This window comes from Streptomyces sp. NBC_01439, from assembly GCF_036227605.1.
Taxonomy (GTDB): Bacteria; Actinomycetota; Actinomycetes; order Streptomycetales; family Streptomycetaceae; genus Streptomyces.
Window position 1 is genome coordinate 9,234,172 of record NZ_CP109487.1, and the last position, 19,789, is coordinate 9,253,960.

Genomic DNA, 19,789 nt, shown 5'->3' on the forward strand with positions numbered 1-19,789 from the left:
GCGCAGTTATCGGCCCGCCCCGGTGAGAGGCTCACGTTTGCGGTGGGCTCGTACCTGCCGGGGATGAACGGAAACTGGGTAAGTTCTGAGATCTTCATTGAGCACGGGACGCTGAGGATGAACGATCCGGTCATCAGCGCCGTGGCCACCGTGGCATGTGACGCCCGACCAGGTGTCTACCCGGTCGAGCGGTCGGGGCCCGGCGGGCCCACCAAAGGCGCCAAGGGCGATGTCTGGGTGACCGTCAAGGTCGCGGACATCGACGAGAGCGAACGCACGGCGTGCCCCGCGGAAGTGGCGGCCCTTCCCCCGGAGCAGCAGGAGGAGCGCTGGCCTGCGGGTGACTCCTGGCCGCAGTCGCCCTGGGACGTACGGACTTTCTGGCCGGGCGAGAAAATGACGCCCACGGGCTCGGACGCGGACCTGGGGTACGGCGACACTCTCACCTCGCCGGGCTTCACCGGGGAGGCCGTCATGAGCGGTGCCAAGGCCGTCCTGACGGCGAAGGCGGTCGTTCGCTGTGACGCCCAGCCCGGCCTGTTCGAGGTCCGCTGGGTGGGCAGGGACGAGGTCTGGGCCCGCTACCGGGTAGCGCCGATCGACGAGGTGGCCCGCCGGGCGTGTCGGGACCAGCAAGCCGCGCTGGCGGGCGGGCAGTCCGCGGGGAGGGCGGCCTGGCTCGTCGGTGCCGCCGCCGCTCTGGCCGCCGCAGGTGCGGGGACCTACGTCCTGTTCCGGCGCCGCCGCGCCGCCTCCCGTTGATCCTCGGAGCGGGGACCGTATGAGCACTACTGCCCGGGAGGGGAGCTCTCCCGGGTGCGGGAGGCCCTTGCTTGCCCTTCGGGCTCGACGGGACGGCGTGGTGACGAGCCCCGCGGAGGCCCTGAAGCTCACCGCCGAGCAGACGCGTCGCATCACCGAGGCCGGCACCGAGATGGTTGACCGACGCCGCGCGCTCAAGCAGCGATACCTCCACCGGGAACGCCCCGCACCGCATCCGGTGCGGGAGGGCGATCAGCGGGTTCACCGCCCCGAGCACCCGGGCCGCCCCATCGGTCTCTCTGTCGGCGACGGCTGAACTCGGACCCTCTGACGGCGTATCAAAAGTGACCCACTTGGTGATCTTCATCTGACTCTGACCTTGGTGATCAAGGTCAGGAGGGAAGGGTGATCCTCGTGGAGGACTGGGCAGAGATCCGCCGGCTGCATCGGGCCGAGCGGATGCCGATCCGGGCAATCGCCCGGCATCTGGGGATCTCGAGGAACACGGTCAAGCGGGCTCTGGCCACGGACCGGCCACCGAAGTACGAGCGTGCGGTGAAGGGCTCGGCGGTCGACGCGGTCGAGGTGCAGATCCGTGAGCTTCTGCGGGAGACCCCGACGATGCCGGCGACGGTGATCGCGGAGCGGATCGGCTGGGACCGCGGGATGACGATCCTCAAAGACCGGGTGCGCGAGCTCCGGCCGGCCTATGTTCCGGTCGACCCGGTCTCGCGGACGGTTTATCGGCCCGGCGAGCTGGCCCAGTGCGACCTGTGGTTTCCCGAGGCGGACATTCCGCTGGGCTATGGGCAGTGCGGGCGGATGCCGGTGCTGGTGATGGTCTCCGGCTACTCGCGGGTGATCACCGCGAGGATGCTGCCCTCGAGGCGGACCGGGGACCTGATCGACGGGCACTGGCGGCTGCTGACCGAGTGGGGTGCGGTGCCCAAGACGCTGGTCTGGGACAACGAGGCCGGCGTCGGCCGCGGCCGCCCGACCTCCGAGTTCGCCGCGTTCGCGGGCCTGCTCGCCACGAAGATCTACTTGTGCCGACCTCGCGATCCAGAAGCGAAGGGCCTGGTCGAGAGGGCGAACGGCTACCTGGAGACCTCGTTCCTGCCCGGCCGCCACTTCAGCGGCCCGGACGATTTCAACAGCCAGCTGACGGCCTGGCTGAAGGTCGCCAACCGCAGGATCCACCGCACCCTCGGCGCCCGCCCGGCCGACCGATGGGAAGCCGACCGGGCCCAGATGCTGACCCTCCCGGCCGCCGACCCGCCGACCTGGTGGCGGTTCCAGGTCCGCCTCGGCCGCGACCACTACGTCCGCGTCGACACCTGCGACTACTCCGTCGACCCGGCCGCGATCGGCCACCAGGTCACCGTCCTGTCCGACAACGAAAAGGTGATCGTCCTGGCCGCGGGCGGGGAGATCGTCGCAGAACACACCCGCTGCTGGGCCCGCCACCAGACCATCACCGACCCCCAGCACGCCGAAACCGGCCGGATCATGCGCCGAGAACACCACCACCAGCGGCCCACCGGTCACATCCGGTCCGTCGATTCCGGCCCGCTGGTCGAAGTCGAACAACGCGAGCTTGGCACCTACGACCGTCTGTTCACCGTGATCGACGGTGGAAGAGAGGTGATCTGACATGCCCCGCACCACCATCGCCGACACCACCGAGGACACCACCGCCGCTTCGGCTGGAGTGAACCGGCGGACCGGGCAGCAGACCGCCTCCGACCTGGCCTTCCTCGCCCGCGCGATGAAAGCCCCCGCACTCTTGGATGCCGCGGGCCGACTGGAGGAACGGGCCCGCAAGGAATCCTGGACCCACACCGAATACCTCGTCGCCTGCCTCCAGCGGGAGGTATCCGCCCGGGAATCCCACGGCGGCGAAGCGAGAGTACGGGCGGCGCGTTTCCCCGCGGTCAAGACCCTGGAGGAACTCGATGTCACCCACCTGCGCGGCCTGACGCGCCAGCAGCTGGCGCATCTGGGCACGCTGGACTTCATCGCGGGCAAGGAGAACGTCGTCTTCCTCGGCCCGCCCGGCACCGGCAAGACCCACCTGGCCACCGGACTTGCGGTCCGGGCCTGCCAGGCCGGTCACCGCGTCGCGTTCGCCACCGCGGCCGAGTGGGTCGACCGCCTGGCCGATGCCCACCACACCGGCCGCCTGGCCGACGAACTCACCCGACTCGGACGCTATCCGCTGATCGTGGTGGACGAGGTGGGATACATCCCCTTCGAGGCCGAAGCCGCGAATCTGTTCTTCCAGCTCGTCTCGAACAGATACGAACGCGCGTCCGTGATCGTCACCAGCAACAAGCCCTTCGGACGCTGGGGAGAAGTCTTCGGCGACGAGACTGTCGCCGCCGCCATGATCGACCGCCTCGTCCACCACGCCGAGGTCCACTCCCTCAAGGGAGACTCCTACCGCATGAAAGGACGAGAACTCGGCCGCGTTCCCACCGTCAACGACAACGACTGAACCGACACCAGCGGGTCACTTTTCAACCGGCCAAACTGGTCCACTTTTCAGCCGACGCCGACACTCTCTCTTGAAGGCGGCGTTGAAGCTTCCGCGGCGGCGTTGTCCGCGCTGGACCCGACCGTGCCAGTGCTCTGCCGGCCCCCCGCTGAACTGCAGATCTCAGCGAAGGCACTGCTGACGAGCTCGGTTCGCACGTGTTCGGGGATCGCCCACCCGGCGAGTTGGTGTGGGGCGAGGCCGATGATGGTCGCGATGCAGAACGGCTTCGAGCCGCTGACCGGCAGGTTGTGATGTCGGCAGTAAGGCGAAGGCCACATGCGCCGTCCGACGCGGTCGGAGCACCGGGCGGTTCCGGCGGCGGCGCGGAACCGGTGCGGCCGCCTACCGGCCCAGGGCGCCGCGCAGGGTGATCCCGTACCGGGTGCGCAGCCGGCGCATCTCCCAGAAGGAGAGGGCGGTCACCGACAGGGGTGCTCCGGCGAGAAAGAGGAACCACACGCTTTGTGGGGCGTTGACCGGTGGCCCGTCGATGGCTTGGAGGACCGACATCGCCACGATGACGACCGGGGACAGCAGGGGCGGCAGCACCTCGTGGACGTCAGCGGTCCGGAATGAGTGGTGGACGCACAGCACCGAGGACGTCAGGACGAAGGGCAGCAGGAAGAGGGAGGCCATCCCGGTGAGCAGGCTCAGGAGGAAGCCGACGTCGCCGGCTCCTCCGAACAGCCGGTCGTGCAGGTCGGGCCTGAAGGAGAAGGCCAGCAGGGCCGCCGCTCCGAAGAGGACGCCGAACGCCGTCAGCGGGCCGGGCAGCCGCCGGCGGTACCGGCTGCGCAGCGGCGGCCGGGCCGCGAGCACGAAGGCGCCGACCGCCAGTGGTCCCACGACCATCAGCACGGCGGCGGCGATCAGCACCTCGGTGAGCTTGTCGTTGATTACGTCCTCGGCCCCCTGGCGCAGCGAGTACGCGTAGAACAGCCAGGCCGTGGCACCCAGGCCGATGCAGGTACGGGCCACCTGGGTCCCGGAGATGGCGGGGTCGGCCAGCCGGTCCTCGCGTCCCGGCCGCTGGAAACGGGCGGCCGTGACGAAGGGAGCCATCAGCACCGTCACACAGCCGTGGCGCGGCGCCTGCTCCCGGTCCGCCGGTGGCGTCCCGTACGGTCCGGCGTCGGCCCGTCCCGCCCGAGGCCAGCCGTCCGGCTGCTGCTCGTACCCGTCCCGCCGCGCCATGCAGCGCTCCCGTCCCCCGAGTTGATCAAGATCGAGAGGGGACTGTACCGGGCGCCTTCCGTCCCCCGGGCGCCGGGTCCGCACCCGGGGCGCCCGCGTACTGACTGAGGCATCGCTTCTTTTGGTGTGATCGCCTACATGTGGTCGAGCCGCCGCGCCGCGGCCTCCTTGCCGACGGCCGTTCACCGAACGCGCCAACGCCTCACACGCCTCACAAGAGATTGAGCACGCCCACATCCCTGCGCGCCTCCGGTGTGGGAAACCTCCTCGACTGACACCACACCGTCAACGCCGCCGGGCCCTTGCTCCACTGGAGACAGGGGGCCTGCAGCCAGGAAACATCACCGCTGGCCCTTCGGGGCCGCGGCTGCCGATCACGGCCTCTGCCAGTCACCAGAGGTGGCTGCGCGGCGGGGCTGTTGTCGATCGGGATTTCGTTCACCCGCTCCTGGGTGGTTGCGAGGTTCGGGGTCGTGCCGGCGGGTGCGTACGCGAAGCCGTTCCGTTCCTCCAGGACGCGGGGCTCGTTGGGGCGGAGGTGGCTGGCGCCGCCGCGGCACGCGGGTTCACCCGCTTGAACCGGCCTGCGATCCGGGCCATGGCTTGGTCGAAAAACGCCAGCCAACGGGCGGCGTCAATGCCGTGACCCGCGGCCATCGCATGATCTTCGGGAGTTCACACGACCCCCGTCGTTCGGCGGTTTCCAGGCGCCGTTGCCGTTCCCACCCGGCCCCCGTGACACCGGTACAGCAGCCCGCTGCACACCGATCGGCGGGCTGCTGTACGGGCACTGGAGCCGTGGGGTATCAGCCCAGCGGCAGCTCCAGCCGGGCCTCGCTCCCGCTCACTGAGCTGACCGTGGTGGTGGTGAGGGCGGGGAGGTCGGAGCCAGCGTAGGAGTACAGCGGGTCACGGCTGTTGATCACCAGGCAGAGGCGGTGCCCGACCGGCAGGTCGTAGGAGACGGCCTGGAGGAACCAGACGATGGCGGTGTCGGCCTTCGGGGTCAGGTCGGTGGCCGTGTACGGCTCGTGGGTGATGATCCGGGCGGTGCCGTCCGGGGCGACGTCGTACAGGTACGCGATCACCGTGGCGGCGTCGACGTTGCTGCGCACGGTGAGCCGCACGGTGGCGGCGCCCCGGATCCGGCGGGCCACCTCACCGGAGCCGGTCAGCGGGTCGGTCGACCAGACCAGCAGCTGGTCGCGCTCGAACTTCGCGGGCTCGTACGCCTTGGGGTTGCCGAACCACTCCTGCTGCCCGGTCTTGAGCAGCTCGCCCGCGACGGAGGCGGTCAGGGCGCCGGCTTCGAAGTCCCGCGACCACCCGGCGGTCGGCTTGTCGGTCAGCGCGCCGTCTCCACTGTCGCCGGTGCCGGTGAGGTACCAGGCCTCGCTGCCGGTGGTGGCCTCGTGCCAGGACGCGTACGTCTCGCGGCGCGCCGGGGCGGTGATCAGGTGGGTGCCGCCCGAGTTGGCGACCGTCCGGTAGGTGAACATGCTCTGGCTGTTCACCGCCGGCCAGTTCGGTACGTCGTTGTCGACGCCGAGCAGATGGTGGTCAAGCCACTCGTAGGCCTCCCGCGTCGGCACCGCCAGCCCGGGGAACGGCGCACCGAGCACCAGCCCGGCCAGGCCGGGGCCCTCGGGGGCGCCGTGGTCGCCGATCCACAGGTTCAGCCGCTTCGGCACGGTGAGCCGCTCGAAGAGGTCGAGCACCGGGTTGACCGGGAACAGCGTCTCGTGCCAGGTGTTCGAGATGAACGTCGGGATGCCCCGCGCGTTCGTCTGGTCGACGTACGTCTCTGGGGAGCGCTCAGTGCCCCACGCGATCACTTCGTCGAGGTTCCGGCCGCTCATGAAGTCCTTGAGGACCTGCTGGGCCCTTTCGTCGAACTTCTCCTCCAGCGGGCCACCGGTGAAGTCGATCAGCGCCTGCACGGCCTCCAGGTGCCGGGTGCCGTTGTTGTACAGACTGGTGGCGAGGTTCCCCCAGGTGCTCAGCGCGACCACGGCGTCGACCCGGCCGGCCGGGTCGTGCGCGGCGACCAGTTGGCTGATCCCGGAGCCGTAGGACTCGCCGAGGAAGCCGATCCGGCTGGGCTCGAGGGACTGCTGCGCGTAGTCGATCACGTACGAGCCGTCGGCCCAGTCGTTGGGCCCGGCCACGTCGACGAAGCCTTCGGAGGTCGACGGCCAGCCCTCGATGCCGATGCCGCGCGGCGAGTAGGCGAGCACGTGGTAGCCGCGCTGCGCCAGCTTGAGGTACGCGTAGAGGAAGGGCAGCCAGCCGTACGGGTTCCAGCCGGCGGGCACGATCACCACGGGGTGCGGGGCGTCGTCCTTCAGCTTGATCCTGAATGCCGACAGCCGGACACCGTCGTGCGTGGTGATGCGGGGGAGTGCGATCGTGGCGATCCGCTTCACCTCGGCCACCAGCTCCGAGAGCTCCGGCGGGAGTTCGAGGCCCTCCTCGCCCTGAAGGGAGGCGAGCAGTGCCCGGGACACGTCGACGACGGCCTGGCTGACGGTGTGGCCTGGGCCCCAGATGCCGTTGGTGGCGATGTCGGTGAGCGTCGCTTCGGTGACCGACGGAGTCGGGTCACTGGTCATTCGGAACCACCTTCTCTGTGAACGGATGCCGATCGGCACCATGATCAGATCAGAGGGAGCCGGAATGACACGTCATCAACATTCACCGGAGCTAGTGATGTTGTTGCGATGTGGGATATCGCGCGCCCCGGCTACGCCACGCACTACATACTTGGCGCCCCACTGCGCCGCCCGCAGAATTCTGGAGCGCATGCTCCACGAATGGCATCCGACAGTCCGCTGAACCTACTGCGTTGCCGCGCACAGCACGCTCGATGACTTCACTTCAGCCCGAGATCACGAAGTCACACTGGAGTATTAGCCGAGCCCGGGCAAACACGGGCCCGTCGGGTAGCGGTGCAGGGTCGGGCGTTTGGCCTCGGCTTTCGGCGTGAGGTTCACGGTCGTCTCGAACCTGGCACCGTTGGGCGGATTCGAGCGCGGCCGCCTTTTGGCCCCGGACGTACGGGGCGAGACGCCTTTCTGCCGCTGGAGTGGCCGGCTCATGTGACGTGCGAGTCCTGATCACCAAGCAGCAGGTCGGGGTGCGCATCGGCCACGGTCACGATCCCCGGTCCAGTGTCGGTGGCATGTCAGCCGATGAGGGTGCGCAGGAAGGGCACGCTGCCTCCGGCACTGAGGAGCCCGGCGAGAACCGCGCCGGCGGCCGGGGTGCCGCTGAGGAACGTGAGGCCACCGACGACCAGGCCGATGACGAACCCTGCCAAGAGGATGATGGCGGTGTGCTGACTCACGAAGGGGTCGTTCTGCATCGGCTCGGGCTGGTTCGGCGGGGTAGGCGTAGATGTTGAACTCACTGACTGCTCCAGCGGTGTTGGTGGTCGGACGCCTGCTCCTACGTCGCGTCCGGCCCGGGACCCCACGGATTGATTCGAGTTGGTTCGAGTCCCCCACGGCTTCCGGGAAATCTTGAAAGGATGCGTGGGGTATCCGCGTGCGACGCACATACAAGAAATGGCCGCACGACGACAGGACAGGAAGGGAGAGGACATGGAAGGCGACGACGCGGGCGGGCAGTCCGCGGCCGAGCCTGTTCACGACCTTCGGCATTCGGTTCAACCGAGGCTCCAGGATCAAGATGAGCCCGTAGCCGACGACGGGCTGCACCAGCTGAACGGCGACGACAGTCGTGACGCCGAACGGCTGCAGGGGAGGACCGATGCTGACCAGCAGATCTTCGATATCCTCGCCCGGGATGACTTCCAGGGCCCGCGTTACGATCGGTTTGTGGACGAGCTGGTCCGCTACAGCATCCCGGTACTGCGCGGATGGATGTACTCCGGTTTCATCTTCACACTGCTCGCCAAACGCGGCCACGCCCTCCAGCCACACGACTTCGAACGGGAACTACTGGCGTCGGACAGTGACCTGCGGGAGGAGTTGGCGATCATGACGATAGCCTGCGCACTGCCCCGCTTCAGACAACGAGCGCTCATCGAGGGCGGCTGGACCCCTGTGGGTGGCGCGAGCATCAGCACCTACTTCATCGGCGCCTGCACCTACGAATTCGCCAACGAGTTCCGTCGGTGGCGGAAAGGCGAGGAACGACACCGCCGCGCCCTGCAGCATCTACAAGAGCACTCCGGGGACCCCGTCAGCCCGGTCAGGGTCGACGACGAAGTCCTGGGCAAAATGGTGGTGCAAGGGCGCTTGAGCCGCATCAAGAACACCCGGACTCGAGTGGCCGTGGCCTTGACCATCGACGACTGCCCTCAGGATGAAATCCGCGAAGTCTTGGACGCGGCATCGGTCCGCGTAGTCGAGGGACTGCTCCATCGCTGGCGGACCAATGAGCAGCGAAACTGGGACAGGGAAGAAGGTGACGAACATGGTGAGCCAGGAAGACGATGACTTCGAGGCATTGCTGGAGAGGTCGTCCCTGGGCAGCCCAGCCGCCCGAAGGCTACGCGAGCGCACCCCGCACAGCCAGGCTCGTACGGTGCGCAGGATCATCGAGCTGCGCAATCAGATCGCACACTCAAGTGGCGGCCCGGAGGGGACCGTGCAGGCCGCCCACGAGCTTCTCCAATTCCTCGAGGACAGTGGGTACCGCACGCAAGGAGCACTCTCTGACGAGCTGCTCAGTGTGATCCGTGCCGCCCTCACCGTCGCCGATGCGGGACATACCGCTCAGGGACCCACAAGTCCTGAAGAACCTCCCACAGCCTTCCAGCCGCGCACTGTGACCTTCTCCGACAATCCCATCAACACTGAGCGCCTGCTGCTGCGTCCCCTCCACGATGAGGATGTGCCCGCACTGGCCGAGATGATGAACGACGAACAGGTCGCGGCTTGGATCACTGCTCCGCAGCCTTACACGGAGAGCGACGCGCGCGCTTGGGTCACCGAGTACGCCCCAACCGAACGCGCTGAGGGCCGCGGCATCGTCTTTGCCATCGTCGAGACCCTCACGCAGCGCCTTGTCGGCACCGTGCACCTGCGCAACACCGACTGGCGGGTGCGCTCCACCGAGATGTCGTACATCGTCGCCCCCTGGGCTCGAGGCGAGGGCTACGCCTCCGAGGCGGCGCTCGCCACTGCGCACTGGCTGTTCAGCGAGCAGAAGTTCGAACGCATCGAACTGCGCACGGCCGCCGACAACACCGCCTCCCAGCAGGTCGCCCAGAAGATCGGCTGCCTCAGCGAGGGCGTCCTGCGTAACGCGTGCATAGTGCGCACCCGCATGAACGACGGCGCTTGGACCGCCGTACGCACCGACTTCATCGTCTGGAGCCTTCTGCCGGAGGACCTTGACGGAGCCGTGGAGCAACTGGCCGATACCAGCAGTCTGACGCGCTACTCGGACTGGCACTGAGGGTTTGTAGCCCAGATAGCCACGACCGGACATACGGACGCCCCCGCAACCCAGAGGTGCGAGGGCACCCGTGTGCTGCGTGTGAGCCCTTCTGCGCGGCGATCGCGGCCTTCCCGCTTGCCGCACCCGGCCGGCGAAGCGGCATGGCCGTTGAAAGCGGAGCCCTTTCCGAGCTCATCTCGAGGCGTGGTGAAGGACAAGGACTGCCTTCACGCGTACGGAGCGGGGGAGAGCGGAGAGGTCGAGGTCTTCGGGCACGTAGCGCGGGCGCCCTTCGTGCCGCGCCCGCTGCCCGAGTGCGGGCAACAGGCCTTCGGGGTAGGCGTGCAGAGGGGCAGCGGTTGACGTCCGGCCCGGGGCCGGCCGCGACGGCATGTCGGCCCGGGGAGTTGCGGCCTGCTCGCGGAGGCGTCCCGCGTTGGCTGGGTTGTCGTCGAGGGCCTCCACCACGTGGTGGAGGTTGCCCCGGAAGATCAGACGCCGACCGGTGAAAGGTGCTGATTTCCTTGCGAGGTCCCTGGCGTATACCTGTACCGGACCGAGGGCACGCACTTCGGCCGGCACGGGAACTTCTGGACCCTCCCGACGTTCTACTCCCGGACCCACTAACTGACCGGCTGACCTGACCCCCTGAAGGAGCGCGCATGCGGACAATGGATTCCGACGCCCGGCGGCTTTTGGCCGTGGCGGTCGAGGTGGCGCGGGTGCGTCACGGTGTCGCTGTCGAACCTCGAGACTTGGCGGTCGCCCACGTCCTGCGCGAGTTGACCCCGGCAGGCGAGTCCCCCACTATCTCCGCCCAGAACAGCACCTCACCGCCTCAGATCCGCATGTCTCCCGAAGTCGAGGAGGTTCTCGCGCTGAAAACAGACGAGCCCGTCGTATTGGGCGAGTTCCTGGCCCTGGCCGAAAAGTCCGGACCGGAGCTGTGCGAGTACCTCGGAGTGAAGTGAAGAAGCGATACCTGGCCGCCGTCCTTCCCCTTGTCCTGACCAGCTGTGGAGGGGGGCGGCGGTCCTTCGTTGCCAAGGGATCTGGAGCGGTCCGGGTGGCAGAGCGAACCCGTGCTGAAGGGCGCCGAGATGGAACGGGGCCAGGCCTCGCCGGCCGCCTGCGACAAGCTCTTCACCCTGCTTGGTCACGAGGAGGACACTGACGCCTTCCGCGGCTTCAAGAAGGGCGAGGCCCCGTACCCCCTAGTCCGCGAGTGGAACGGCAACGGCGTCCCCTCCGACCTTACGCAGGTTGCCGAGGCCTGCCCGGCGATGAGCATGGCCTGCGGACCGACCACGCTCACGTATACGGTCGTCATCGAGGAGAAGAGCGGCACGACGCGGCTACGGCTGACGGCGACGGCGTCCGGCTAGAGGGTCGCAGAGATGGTCCTGGGCTCCTGCGTAGCCTCTGCCCGCAGCGCCTCACGGAGATACAGCGCGAGGTGGTGGCCGCCGTGAGAAACCCGGCGAAGAACATCTTCATCGCCTCCGAGCACCTTGCCCAGCCCAGGGCCGAGAGAGGGTTCGCCGACGTGCTGCCGGAGGACATGACTCGCAAACAGACGAGGGAACTCGCGGCCCGCTACAACGGCGGCCCCTCCTACGAAAGCAGCAGCGTGCAGGCATACGGCCGTCTACTCGACGGCAACCTGGATGACGCGGGGAGAGCATTGCGGTGAACGAGACGAGGACCATGACCCAGCAGCGCCTCAGGAGCCCCTCGCATCAGATAGGCGCTGTCGTGTGCGCCATCCTCCTGACCTTGGGCGGCCTGGCGAGCGGATACTTCCTCCTGCTCGCCTACGCTGCGGAACCCGCCGGCCCCTGGGACAGCGAAGGCGTCGCCCACTCCCATTTCGCGGCCGGCCTGGCCCTGGCCCTTGCCGCCGTGATCGCACTCCTCACGTGGGTGTTCGTGAAGGCCGAGTGGCTGCGCAGATGGTGGTTGACCCTGCCGGCACTGCTGGCCTTCGCCGCGATCCTGCGCCTTACCCTCCTCACGCCTGAGCTCTGACGCCGTGGACGAGTTGATTCTGGTCGCGTGCTGAGGAACTCGGAGGCTGGACAGAGGAGGTGGCGCAGCGCACCTCCACGGTCTCCCGGAAACGGCCCTCGGCAGGGCGCAGATACGGGCGAAGTCCGCGAGGTCGACGCTTCCACCACCGGCGCCGGGAGGCAGAAACGGGCTCAGTGCGACGGCCAGCAGCCGCACTGTGGCCGGCTGTGTGCGGGTGGCGGGGGAGTGGGCCGGTGGACGGACGGGTTGCTTCCGCCCCCGTGGCGCTGCCAACCGCGTACAGGACCCCGGCTGCCGTCACACTTCGCCGGTCACTACTCCGGTCGGCCGCACTCAGCCCTCTGCTGCACCCTGCGCCGGTGGACGTGCGATCACACCTTCCGAGACGGCCGCGAACAGCGCGTGTGAGGACGTGGACGCGCCGGCGGACTGACAACCGGTGGCGGCCGCCGTGTTCAGCGCCCACTGCCGCATCGCTCACGCGCCCCAGCGTCGCGCCTGGCGCTGTCGGTGCTGCCGAATAGGCTGATCACTTCGGTGGGCACGGGCGGACGGCCCGTGTCCGTGGAGCAGGGGGCATCGTGGTGGGCGGAATTCAGTGGCTTGTGGATCAGGATCCTTGGCAGCACACAGTGGTCTTCGCGCGCGGCATCGAGCCGGAGGAACTGGGCCTGCGGATGGGTGGGACGCCGGGATCCGTCGTGTCGCCGATCACGGATGCGCAGGCGTGGGACATGGTCTTGGACCTCAGTACGGACGATGAAGACGTCGTGCGGGTCGGTGCGTGTGCTGGCTGGTCCTTCGCCATCGAATACGGGCTGGGCGACGGGGGTGGCCGGCTGTCCGAGGTCTCCCTGAACGGAGTGGAGGCCGTCGGCCTGGAGCCTTCCCCTGACCATCCGCCGTCGATGTTCGCCTACGCCAGAGACGGTGTGCACGTCTGTAGCTTCGGGATCGGTGAAGAAGTCTGGCGATGGGGTGAGGACCCGGACCTTCTGTTGCCGGAGCTGATAGCAGCTGGTGTACTGCACCCGGACGGCCAGTACGCGCGACCGGAGAGCGAGGACTACCGCGACCGAGACCGGCATACGCTGGCGCTCATCGAGGCCCGGTTCGGGCTGCTCCTTCCCCGTGACGCAATGGCGCACCAGCGCCTACCCGCCTTCCTCATCCGGTGACCAGCAGCGGAGCGAGCAGCGAGCCGACGGCCACGCGGGCGGGGAATCGCCAGCGCGGCAACGCCCTGCCGGACCCCCGCCGAGAGGTGCAATAGCGACCGCTGTGGAGCCGCCTTCGGACGGGCTGCTCCCGGCCCCGTGGTGCTGTCGACCGCGGGTAGGCCAGGTAGCCGTCACACGTCGCCGGCGCCGCCCCCGGTCAGCAGTCACCCCGGCTCCGGCCTCTGTCCCCTACCGCATCCAGGGCCTCGGGTGAACCCGGGCAGGACGATGCAGGGTTGTCGGCGTCGACGTCTTCACGGCCCACATGACACATGCCCATGAGGATCTGCAGCAAGCCAAGCCGTCCGTGCACTGTTCGGCACGGACGCAGGTGCACAGACCGAAGGTGTCCGAGATCTGCATCGCCCGGCTTGCTCCGCTTGGCCGCACCCACATGCAGTCACTGCGCGACGCGATCCGGCAAGCGCCGCCGAGACGCCGTCCTCGCTCGCCGTGCGGAGCGGGCTCGGGTGGACCAGGCGGAATATCGGGCGAAGCTGCGGCGCGCGGTCGAGCAGCAGCGGGCCGAGCACGAAGCCGCCCGCCCGGTCTGCGACGTCCGCGGACGAGGTTCGACCGTGACCCATGGAGGAACAGCCAACAGTGTCAGCCGACGCTGTGCGAGACCAAGATGGTCGCGGCCACGGACCAGCTGAGCGCGACCGCCTGGAGCAGGGGGCCGCCCCGACCGAAAAGCCCGCGGCTGGCGTTCCCGCTTCCGCCCCGGGCGGGCCTCTTGATGCCTGGGCAAGCCCCGGTCCCCGGTCTCTGGACGGTTTCGGCACGGGTACTCGCCCTCCGGTCGTCTTCGGAGTTGGGCTCGATGCGCTGCGGCGGGCCGCTTTACTCATCGGATGATTACACAGGGCGAGCAGCTTCTCATTCTGAGTGATAAGCCTCACCGGCGGGTCGGCTGGGCCAACGACTCCCTTGGCTCGTAGGGGAGTTGATGCTTCGTCGCCGGTCAAGCGAGAGACCTCCTCATTCGGTCAGCGTGAATGTGCCGTGTGGGTCGCACTCCCTCTATGGGTTTGTGTATACGTCGACTTCAAGGGGAGTCGGTGGGGGTCTGCGTAAAACCGGAACAGGGTAATGGCGACTGCAAGAGATCCATTTGGAAAATAATGGGTGGGACTGATTCTGAACCGTCAGTCAACTTGTGAGCGAGGAACTGTTCGGGCCGACCTGGGCCGCTCGGGTACGGTCGAAGGGTGTGTAGGGCGTACCAGGTGCATGTTTGGAAGAAGTCAACAGTGATCGCAGGATGTCTTTGTCTGAACGGTTGTATGCAGGGCCGCTCGGCGTCCGCGTGCGGTAGATGTGGCAATTCGGGCCGTAGTGGACATGTGGGACGGCCGGCTGGAGCGCGATCTCACCCGACCGCGAGTCGGATTTCTCGCCGTGCAACCCCCCATAAATACGGCAAGTGGGCGACTGAAGGCCCTCGCCCGCAACTCTCTCGCGGCTCATGGTGTTAACTGGGCACAGGTCTGAGCCTTGGTGGGTCCAGGCCCTTTCAGGAGGCCCTCGGCGGGTGGTACCCCGGGGGCCTCTTTGTTTTTCTGCCCTTTACGTACATTTAACGTTGCTGCCGTGATTTGCAGATATCTACTTGCGCGTGTCGCGCACTTTGGAAACGTTGGAAAAAGTGATGGCGTTTTCTTTGATGCAGCGCGCAGCTATATTCGGCAGTGTGTGACTTGCCCTATGGAGAAGGGAAGTGCGTCGAGCTAAATGGAGCCGGGTAGGGGCGGCTGGGATTCGCTCCAACGACGGAGTAACGTGGCTTGCCTGACGTCGTCGACGCCGCTTCCGGCTACCAACCGGAGAGCACAGGCGGAGGAGAGGGCGCTGGACCCACCACCTGCTGTGTCCCCGATCGAAGGAGCTCAGACCAGATGGCCACCGCCGTTACTCACGGCGTCGTCACGCGTGGAGCGCGGACTCAGCCTGTCCGCCCCACTGCAGAGCCGACACTGACTGCCCGTCACCAACCTGGTGGTACGCAGTCCTCCCACACGCTCGTGAACACGAACGCTTCCTCCGTCTCCGGAACGGGGGAGTAGGTAGATGCCACCGAACGTGGAAGCCTTCCACACCACCGATGTCCTCATGGGGCGTCAACCGATGCCCCCGGGAAGTTTCCTCGGCAACCTCTCGGCAGCAGCTTGGCCCCACTTCGTCCACACCTGGGGGCCCGACGCCCGCACCTACCAGAGAGGCGAGGAACTTCCCCTCGGCCCCGGGAACCAGCACGTCTATATCGTCATGGGTGGCTGCGTCATCCAGGAACGCTTTCCCCTCGGCCGAGGCCACAGGGCTCCCAAGGTGTCTCGCTTCCGCGGCGTCGGGCAGGTCGTGGGCGAAGCGAAGCTCATCGATCCGTCTTCGTCCGTCACCACGTGGTGCCTGAGCACAACATGGGTCATGCCCTGTGACGCGCGACGCCTGCACGTACTGCTCAAGCAGAGCCGTGAGGTCGAAGACGCCCTCCTCCTCAGCCTCGAGGCGCGCAACCGCAGCGACGAGCTGATCTACAGCACCGCCGACCGGTCACCGGTCCAGCGTGTCGGCACCCTGCTCGCCCACCTCGCCGTCGTCGCCGGCGCCAAGGACCCTAACGACCCCGAGCGCATCACGATCACAGGACTCAGCCAGACGAACATCGCCGACGCCCTCCTCCTGGGCAAGTCCACCGTGGAAAAGGCCGTGGCTCAGTTGCGCGAGTACCAAGTGGTCGCCTGCAAGTACCGGCAACTCATGGTCACTGACATGCGCAGGCTCCAAGGCGTCGCTGCCTCATAGCTCGCAGCGCCCGTTCCCCGGAACGAACGGTCTCCACGGACGCTGAACATCCAAGACTTGGTCCAGCAGTGATTCCAGAAGGAACGACCACGATGCTCCCCAGCTACACCGTCCTGGCCATCGGTACCAGTGCGGGCACCTTGATCGTCGGCGCCATCGGTGCGGTCATCGGCATGGCCGCCCTGACCGTATCCGTTCTCCTCTACCGTCACGGACAGCGCGTCTTGCACGACACCCGTACCGCGCGAGCCATCGACCGAAACGGCGACGACCTGAACGACATCGACACAACTCTCAGGCAGAGTCACGAAAAACTGTGCGAGTTCGCCCAGGTGCCGTGTACGACCGGCGACCTCGCTTCACTGCGCCAGCTTCGCACCCAGATCAGCACCCCTGCCAATGCGCCGGAAGCCATGCGCACTGAGCTGAGGGAAGTCGTTGAGGGCTTCACCTCATACCTTTCAACAGGTCTCCCCTCGCTCACGAGCGGAGACCGACGACAGCAGTTGGAGCGCGCCATGGAACAGGAAAATGCCCGCATGCACCTGCACACAGCGATCATGAAGGCTCAGCAGAAGAGCCGCGCGCTCCGCAAGGGCTGAGAAAGCGGCGACCAGTACGGGCGGACTGCAACACGCGTCCGCCCGCCTACCCGGTCGTGTGGCTACCACCCACGCATCCCGAAGGCGGAGGGTTGTTCGAACCGCTCCGGCACCAGAACTACTGGCGCTTGCTTTCCCCTTCGGGGCTGGCCACCGGAGTGAGGGGAGACGTGACAACGGCCTCTCGTGCAGAGGCCGGGTCTGGGGGTGGGGACTCAAAGACCCCGGATGGTCAGGGGCGGTCGGCACCATGTCAGTGCGAACGCCATGCCTGCCGGGAGCAGGGCGGCGACGAGGAGCAGTGCGGGGACGGAGTCGGCGGGGTGGAGGATCCAGGCCCACTGCTCGGGTTGGCCGTTGCGGACCCAGCCCGTGGCGGCACAGATGAGGGGGATGCAGGCGAGGGCTGAGGTGGACAGGTGCCGGCCGAGGATGGGCATGAGGAGCAAGGCGAGTGCGGTGTAGCCGGCAAGGTTGCGGCCCAGGACGGTGGTGAGGCCGTCCGAGCCGGCGAGGCGGCTGACCACTGCGGTGCTCAGTCCGAGGAGACCGACGGCCCCGGCAAGCGCGGTGTCCCAGACGCGTAAGGATCGGCTCGCGACCGTCTCGGTGGCGAGGTCGCCTCGCCCTGTGCCGTAGAGAAGGACGATCGCCGGCGCCAGCGTGATCAGGTGCCCGATCAGGAAAACACCTGATGCCCCGGTGAGCGCGGGTACGGGGAGCCGAACGTCGCCGATGAGGAGGCCGAGGACGATGGTCGCGGCGAGGGTGGCCAGGAGGGCGGGGACCGCGCGGGCCTTGCACCACCAGATCACTGGCCGCTCCCGGCAACGAGGGCGATCGGGGGCTCGTCGGTGCAGTTGGCCATGGCAGCGGTGTTGCGCCGGTACCAGTCAAGCTGGACGTTCTTCGGCTGGCTGAGGACCTTCTCGGTGACGAAGGCGACGTCGCGTGGGTCGAAGCGGCCCTCGATGAGGCGGGTTTCCCCGGTGGCCGTGGCATAGAGCCACGCCGCGACGGGTCCTTGAGCAGCACCGGCTGGGTAGACGTCTCCGTTGAGGACGCAGGCGGGAGGCTTGGGAAGGAACCCGGAAACGACACCGGCCGCGAGGTCGCGGGGGGTGGGCCGGGTGGGGATGCCGAGCTTGCTCTCCCCCGGGCCGGGTTCAGCCGCCATCGTGAGGATGGGCGCGATGGTGAGTCCGGCTGTGGCCAGGCGGTCTGTCGCGGCCCGGGCCCCTGCCGCGATCATGCCCGCTCGGGGTTCCAGCTCCGGCCACAGGCACACCTTGGGGGCGCCGTTGTCGCAGACCAGTTCGGAGGCAGGGCGGGCGACGACGGGGTCGTAGCCGATGTCCCGAGCCAGGTAGCCCGCGATTCCGGCGCCCGAAACCGCCACGACTACGGCTGCCGCGGCTGCCGTGAGGGTGCCTCGGAAGTGGATCAGGACCAGGGCGGCGCCGCTGACGGCAAGGGCGAAGACGGCGCCGCTCCACAGGGCGCGGGGGTCGATGACCTGGTCAACGGCGCAGCAGCTGTCGAGGCTGCTGGCGACGAGGTGCCGGATCCAGCGGATGTTCCAGGACGCGGGGTAGGCGTTGGCGATGAAGGCCACGATCAGTGCGAGGGGCGCCGCGAGCGCGCCGGGCAGGGCTCGGCCCAGGACGGCTCCCGCGAGAGTGTTCGCGATGAGGGCGGCGGTGGAGACGGCGAGGATGCCCAGGTCCGGGATGCCGAAGCCGAGGTCGGCGGCGGCCGCGGCAGGGGCGAACGCGACGAGGAGGGCGAGCACGCCCATGGCGACGACCGGGGCGAGGGCGGGGAAGGCGATGGCCAGCGGGGAGCGGACCGGACCCTGGTCGAAAACGCGTCCCCGATGGAGGCGGGCGCTTTCCCATGCCCCGGCAGCCGCGCATGCGGAGGCGATGAAGGGCTGGGCGAACGTCGCGGTGCCGGTGGCGGAGGGCCAGTACAGCGGCGTCACCCAGGTGGTGAGGTCGTCGCCCAGGGCCGTGACCACGAACAGGGCGAGCAGGGGCAGCAGCCAGGTGGTCGAGGAGGAACGGATGACGGCGCGCAGCAGCATCTCAGACCTCCTTGCCGACGAGACGGGCGTAGGCGTTCTCTGCGTGTGCGCGGGGTGAGTCGCCGTGGTCGGCCAGCTCGTGGAACTGGGCGGTCGTGCCCTGGAAACGGACGGTTCCCTCGTCCAATACCACGACCTGGCTGTAGAGGTCGAAGAGGTCTTCGGTCTGATGCGTGGAGACCAGGATCTGGACGGCCCCGGTGAGTTCCTCGACGAGTCGGCGGAAAACGGACCTCTGCTGTGGATCGAGTCCGGCGGTCGGCTCGTCCATGAGGATCAGTTCGCTGCGGTGCGCAAGTGCCCCCGCGATGCCCATTCGACGGAGCTGGCCCCCGGAGACCTGGTGGCTCTTGCGGTCTGCGAGCTTGCTCAGCAGGACCTGGTCAAGAGCGCGCTCGGACGCCTGCCAGGCGTCTCTACGGGACATTCCCTTGAGCCAGCCTGCGTAGGCGACCTGCTCCCGGACGGTGAGGCCGGGCATCGGCGTCACCTGTTGGGGAATCCAGGCGACCTGGCGGCGGAAGGCTGCCCTCTCGCGGCGTTGCGCAGGATCGAGGTCATTGAAGGACAGTCTGCCGCCGAGGGGACGCAGCTGTGATGAGGCCAGCGCCATGAGCGTCGACTTGCCGGCGCCGTTGGGTCCCAGGAGGACTGTAGCGGGGCTGTCCAGGTGAAGGTCGAACCCATCGAACACGTCGTTCCTCCGGGTGTACCGGAAGGTTACGCCGTCGAAAACCAGAGCCATGAGGCTGCGCAATCCGCCGCCCGATGTGCGGGCGGCTGGTAGTGGTCTGCTGAAACGTGTGTAGCCTCAAGAGCCCTGTGAAACAGGAGACTTGAGGCCGTAGTCGCGCAATGTGTATCAATACAGGGTGGTGACGTTGCGCACCGTCAGGTATCGGCCGAATTTCAGGCCCGACACACAGTGCAGCGGCCCGGGCGTTCGGCACGGGCACGGTGCACGGCCGGCCGCCCTGGAATCCACCGTCACCCCCGCCGCCGGCGGCAGCACCGACTTCCGTGTGGAACAGGAGAAGGCGTGCCCGGACACTCCCTGCATTGCAGCAGGGGAGAGGAGCGTCCCAAGCGGCGACCCCGCAGGGCACTGAGTACCGTCGCCGGGCACGCCGGCGGACCGGCG

Annotated in this window: 20 protein-coding genes; 13 read left to right on the forward strand and 7 right to left on the reverse strand. The window is 67.9% G+C overall.

Features of this window, described 5'->3' with window-relative positions; genetic code table 11:
• Positions 1–117 precede the first annotated feature (117 nt).
• The 4 genes from OG207_RS42095 to istB all read left to right on the forward strand — a co-directional run bounded on the left by OG207_RS42095 (position 118) and on the right by istB (position 3,259).
• Positions 118–762 carry a hypothetical protein gene (locus tag OG207_RS42095; protein ID WP_329106792.1) on the forward strand — a complete coding sequence of 215 codons (645 nt, stop codon included), beginning with the start codon at positions 118–120 and terminating at the stop codon, positions 760–762.
• Between the two features lie 100 nt (positions 763–862).
• Positions 863–1,078 carry a hypothetical protein gene (locus OG207_RS42100; protein ID WP_329106795.1) on the forward strand — a complete coding sequence of 72 codons (216 nt, stop codon included), beginning with the start codon at positions 863–865 and terminating at the stop codon, positions 1,076–1,078.
• 89 nt (positions 1,079–1,167) lie between these two features.
• Complete coding sequence (istA, locus tag OG207_RS42105) at positions 1,168–2,415, forward strand: IS21 family transposase (RefSeq protein WP_329094678.1); 1,248 nt, start codon at positions 1,168–1,170, stop codon at positions 2,413–2,415.
• Between the two features lies 1 nt (position 2,416).
• Positions 2,417–3,259, forward strand: a complete 843-nt coding sequence (gene istB, locus OG207_RS42110; RefSeq protein WP_329094680.1) for an IS21-like element helper ATPase IstB — start codon at positions 2,417–2,419, stop codon at positions 3,257–3,259.
• A gap of 384 nt (positions 3,260–3,643) precedes the next feature.
• Here the strand turns inward: istB and OG207_RS42115 are convergent, their stop codons facing one another.
• The 4 genes from OG207_RS42115 to OG207_RS42130 form a co-directional block, all read right to left on the reverse strand.
• Positions 3,644–4,495, reverse strand: a complete 852-nt coding sequence (locus OG207_RS42115; protein ID WP_329106797.1) for a hypothetical protein — start codon at positions 4,493–4,495, stop codon at positions 3,644–3,646.
• A gap of 211 nt (positions 4,496–4,706) precedes the next feature.
• Complete coding sequence (locus OG207_RS42120) at positions 4,707–5,120, reverse strand: DUF6087 family protein (protein ID WP_329106799.1); 414 nt, start codon at positions 5,118–5,120, stop codon at positions 4,707–4,709.
• A 181-nt stretch (positions 5,121–5,301) separates the two neighbouring features.
• On the reverse strand, positions 5,302–7,107 hold the full coding sequence (locus OG207_RS42125) for an alpha/beta fold hydrolase (RefSeq protein ID WP_329106801.1): 1,806 nt from the start codon (positions 7,105–7,107) through the stop codon (positions 5,302–5,304).
• Between the two features lie 572 nt (positions 7,108–7,679).
• Positions 7,680–7,859 (reverse strand): hypothetical protein, encoded by a 180-nt coding sequence (locus OG207_RS42130; protein WP_329106804.1) that lies wholly within the window; start codon positions 7,857–7,859, stop codon positions 7,680–7,682.
• 238 nt (positions 7,860–8,097) lie between these two features.
• Here OG207_RS42130 and OG207_RS42135 point away from each other — a divergent pair, with 238 nt between their 5' ends.
• The 9 genes from OG207_RS42135 to OG207_RS42175 all read left to right on the forward strand — a co-directional run bounded on the left by OG207_RS42135 (position 8,098) and on the right by OG207_RS42175 (position 16,562).
• Positions 8,098–8,958, forward strand: a complete 861-nt coding sequence (locus OG207_RS42135; RefSeq protein ID WP_329106805.1) for a hypothetical protein — start codon at positions 8,098–8,100, stop codon at positions 8,956–8,958.
• Positions 8,959–9,289: 331 nt separating this feature from the next.
• Positions 9,290–9,922 (forward strand): GNAT family N-acetyltransferase, encoded by a 633-nt coding sequence (locus tag OG207_RS42140; protein ID WP_329108265.1) that lies wholly within the window; start codon positions 9,290–9,292, stop codon positions 9,920–9,922.
• A gap of 653 nt (positions 9,923–10,575) precedes the next feature.
• A complete protein-coding gene (locus OG207_RS42145; protein ID WP_329106807.1) occupies positions 10,576–10,875 on the forward strand; it encodes a hypothetical protein in 300 nt (99 codons plus the stop codon).
• A 111-nt stretch (positions 10,876–10,986) separates the two neighbouring features.
• Positions 10,987–11,289, forward strand: a complete 303-nt coding sequence (locus OG207_RS42150) for a hypothetical protein (RefSeq protein WP_329106809.1) — start codon at positions 10,987–10,989, stop codon at positions 11,287–11,289.
• Positions 11,290–11,360: 71 nt separating this feature from the next.
• On the forward strand, positions 11,361–11,597 hold the full coding sequence (locus OG207_RS42155) for a hypothetical protein (protein WP_329106811.1): 237 nt from the start codon (positions 11,361–11,363) through the stop codon (positions 11,595–11,597).
• On the forward strand, positions 11,594–11,932 hold the full coding sequence (locus OG207_RS42160) for a hypothetical protein (RefSeq protein ID WP_329106814.1): 339 nt from the start codon (positions 11,594–11,596) through the stop codon (positions 11,930–11,932). Before OG207_RS42155 ends, OG207_RS42160 begins: the two co-directional genes overlap by 4 nt.
• A 608-nt stretch (positions 11,933–12,540) precedes the next feature.
• Entirely contained in the window at positions 12,541–13,113 is a 573-nt protein-coding gene (locus OG207_RS42165) for a DUF6461 domain-containing protein (protein WP_329106816.1), read from the forward strand.
• A 2,112-nt stretch (positions 13,114–15,225) separates the two neighbouring features.
• Positions 15,226–15,960, forward strand: a complete 735-nt coding sequence (locus OG207_RS42170) for a Crp/Fnr family transcriptional regulator (protein WP_329106818.1) — start codon at positions 15,226–15,228, stop codon at positions 15,958–15,960.
• 92 nt (positions 15,961–16,052) lie between these two features.
• Complete coding sequence (locus OG207_RS42175) at positions 16,053–16,562, forward strand: hypothetical protein (RefSeq protein ID WP_329106820.1); 510 nt, start codon at positions 16,053–16,055, stop codon at positions 16,560–16,562.
• A gap of 215 nt (positions 16,563–16,777) precedes the next feature.
• Here the strand turns inward: OG207_RS42175 and OG207_RS42180 are convergent, their stop codons facing one another.
• The 3 genes from OG207_RS42180 to OG207_RS42190 are packed head-to-tail and all read right to left on the reverse strand — an operon-like array spanning position 16,778 to position 19,342.
• The gene (locus tag OG207_RS42180) at positions 16,778–17,377 is read right to left on the reverse strand and encodes a hypothetical protein (protein ID WP_329106822.1); all 600 of its coding nucleotides are present in this window, start codon (positions 17,375–17,377) and stop codon (positions 16,778–16,780) included.
• Positions 17,374–18,648, reverse strand: a complete 1,275-nt coding sequence (locus OG207_RS42185; protein ID WP_329106824.1) for a DUF7224 domain-containing protein — start codon at positions 18,646–18,648, stop codon at positions 17,374–17,376. The genes OG207_RS42180 and OG207_RS42185 overlap by 4 nt, the downstream gene beginning before the upstream one ends.
• 1 nt (position 18,649) lies before the next feature.
• A complete protein-coding gene (locus tag OG207_RS42190; protein ID WP_329106826.1) occupies positions 18,650–19,342 on the reverse strand; it encodes an ATP-binding cassette domain-containing protein in 693 nt (230 codons plus the stop codon).
• Positions 19,343–19,789 lie beyond the last annotated feature (447 nt).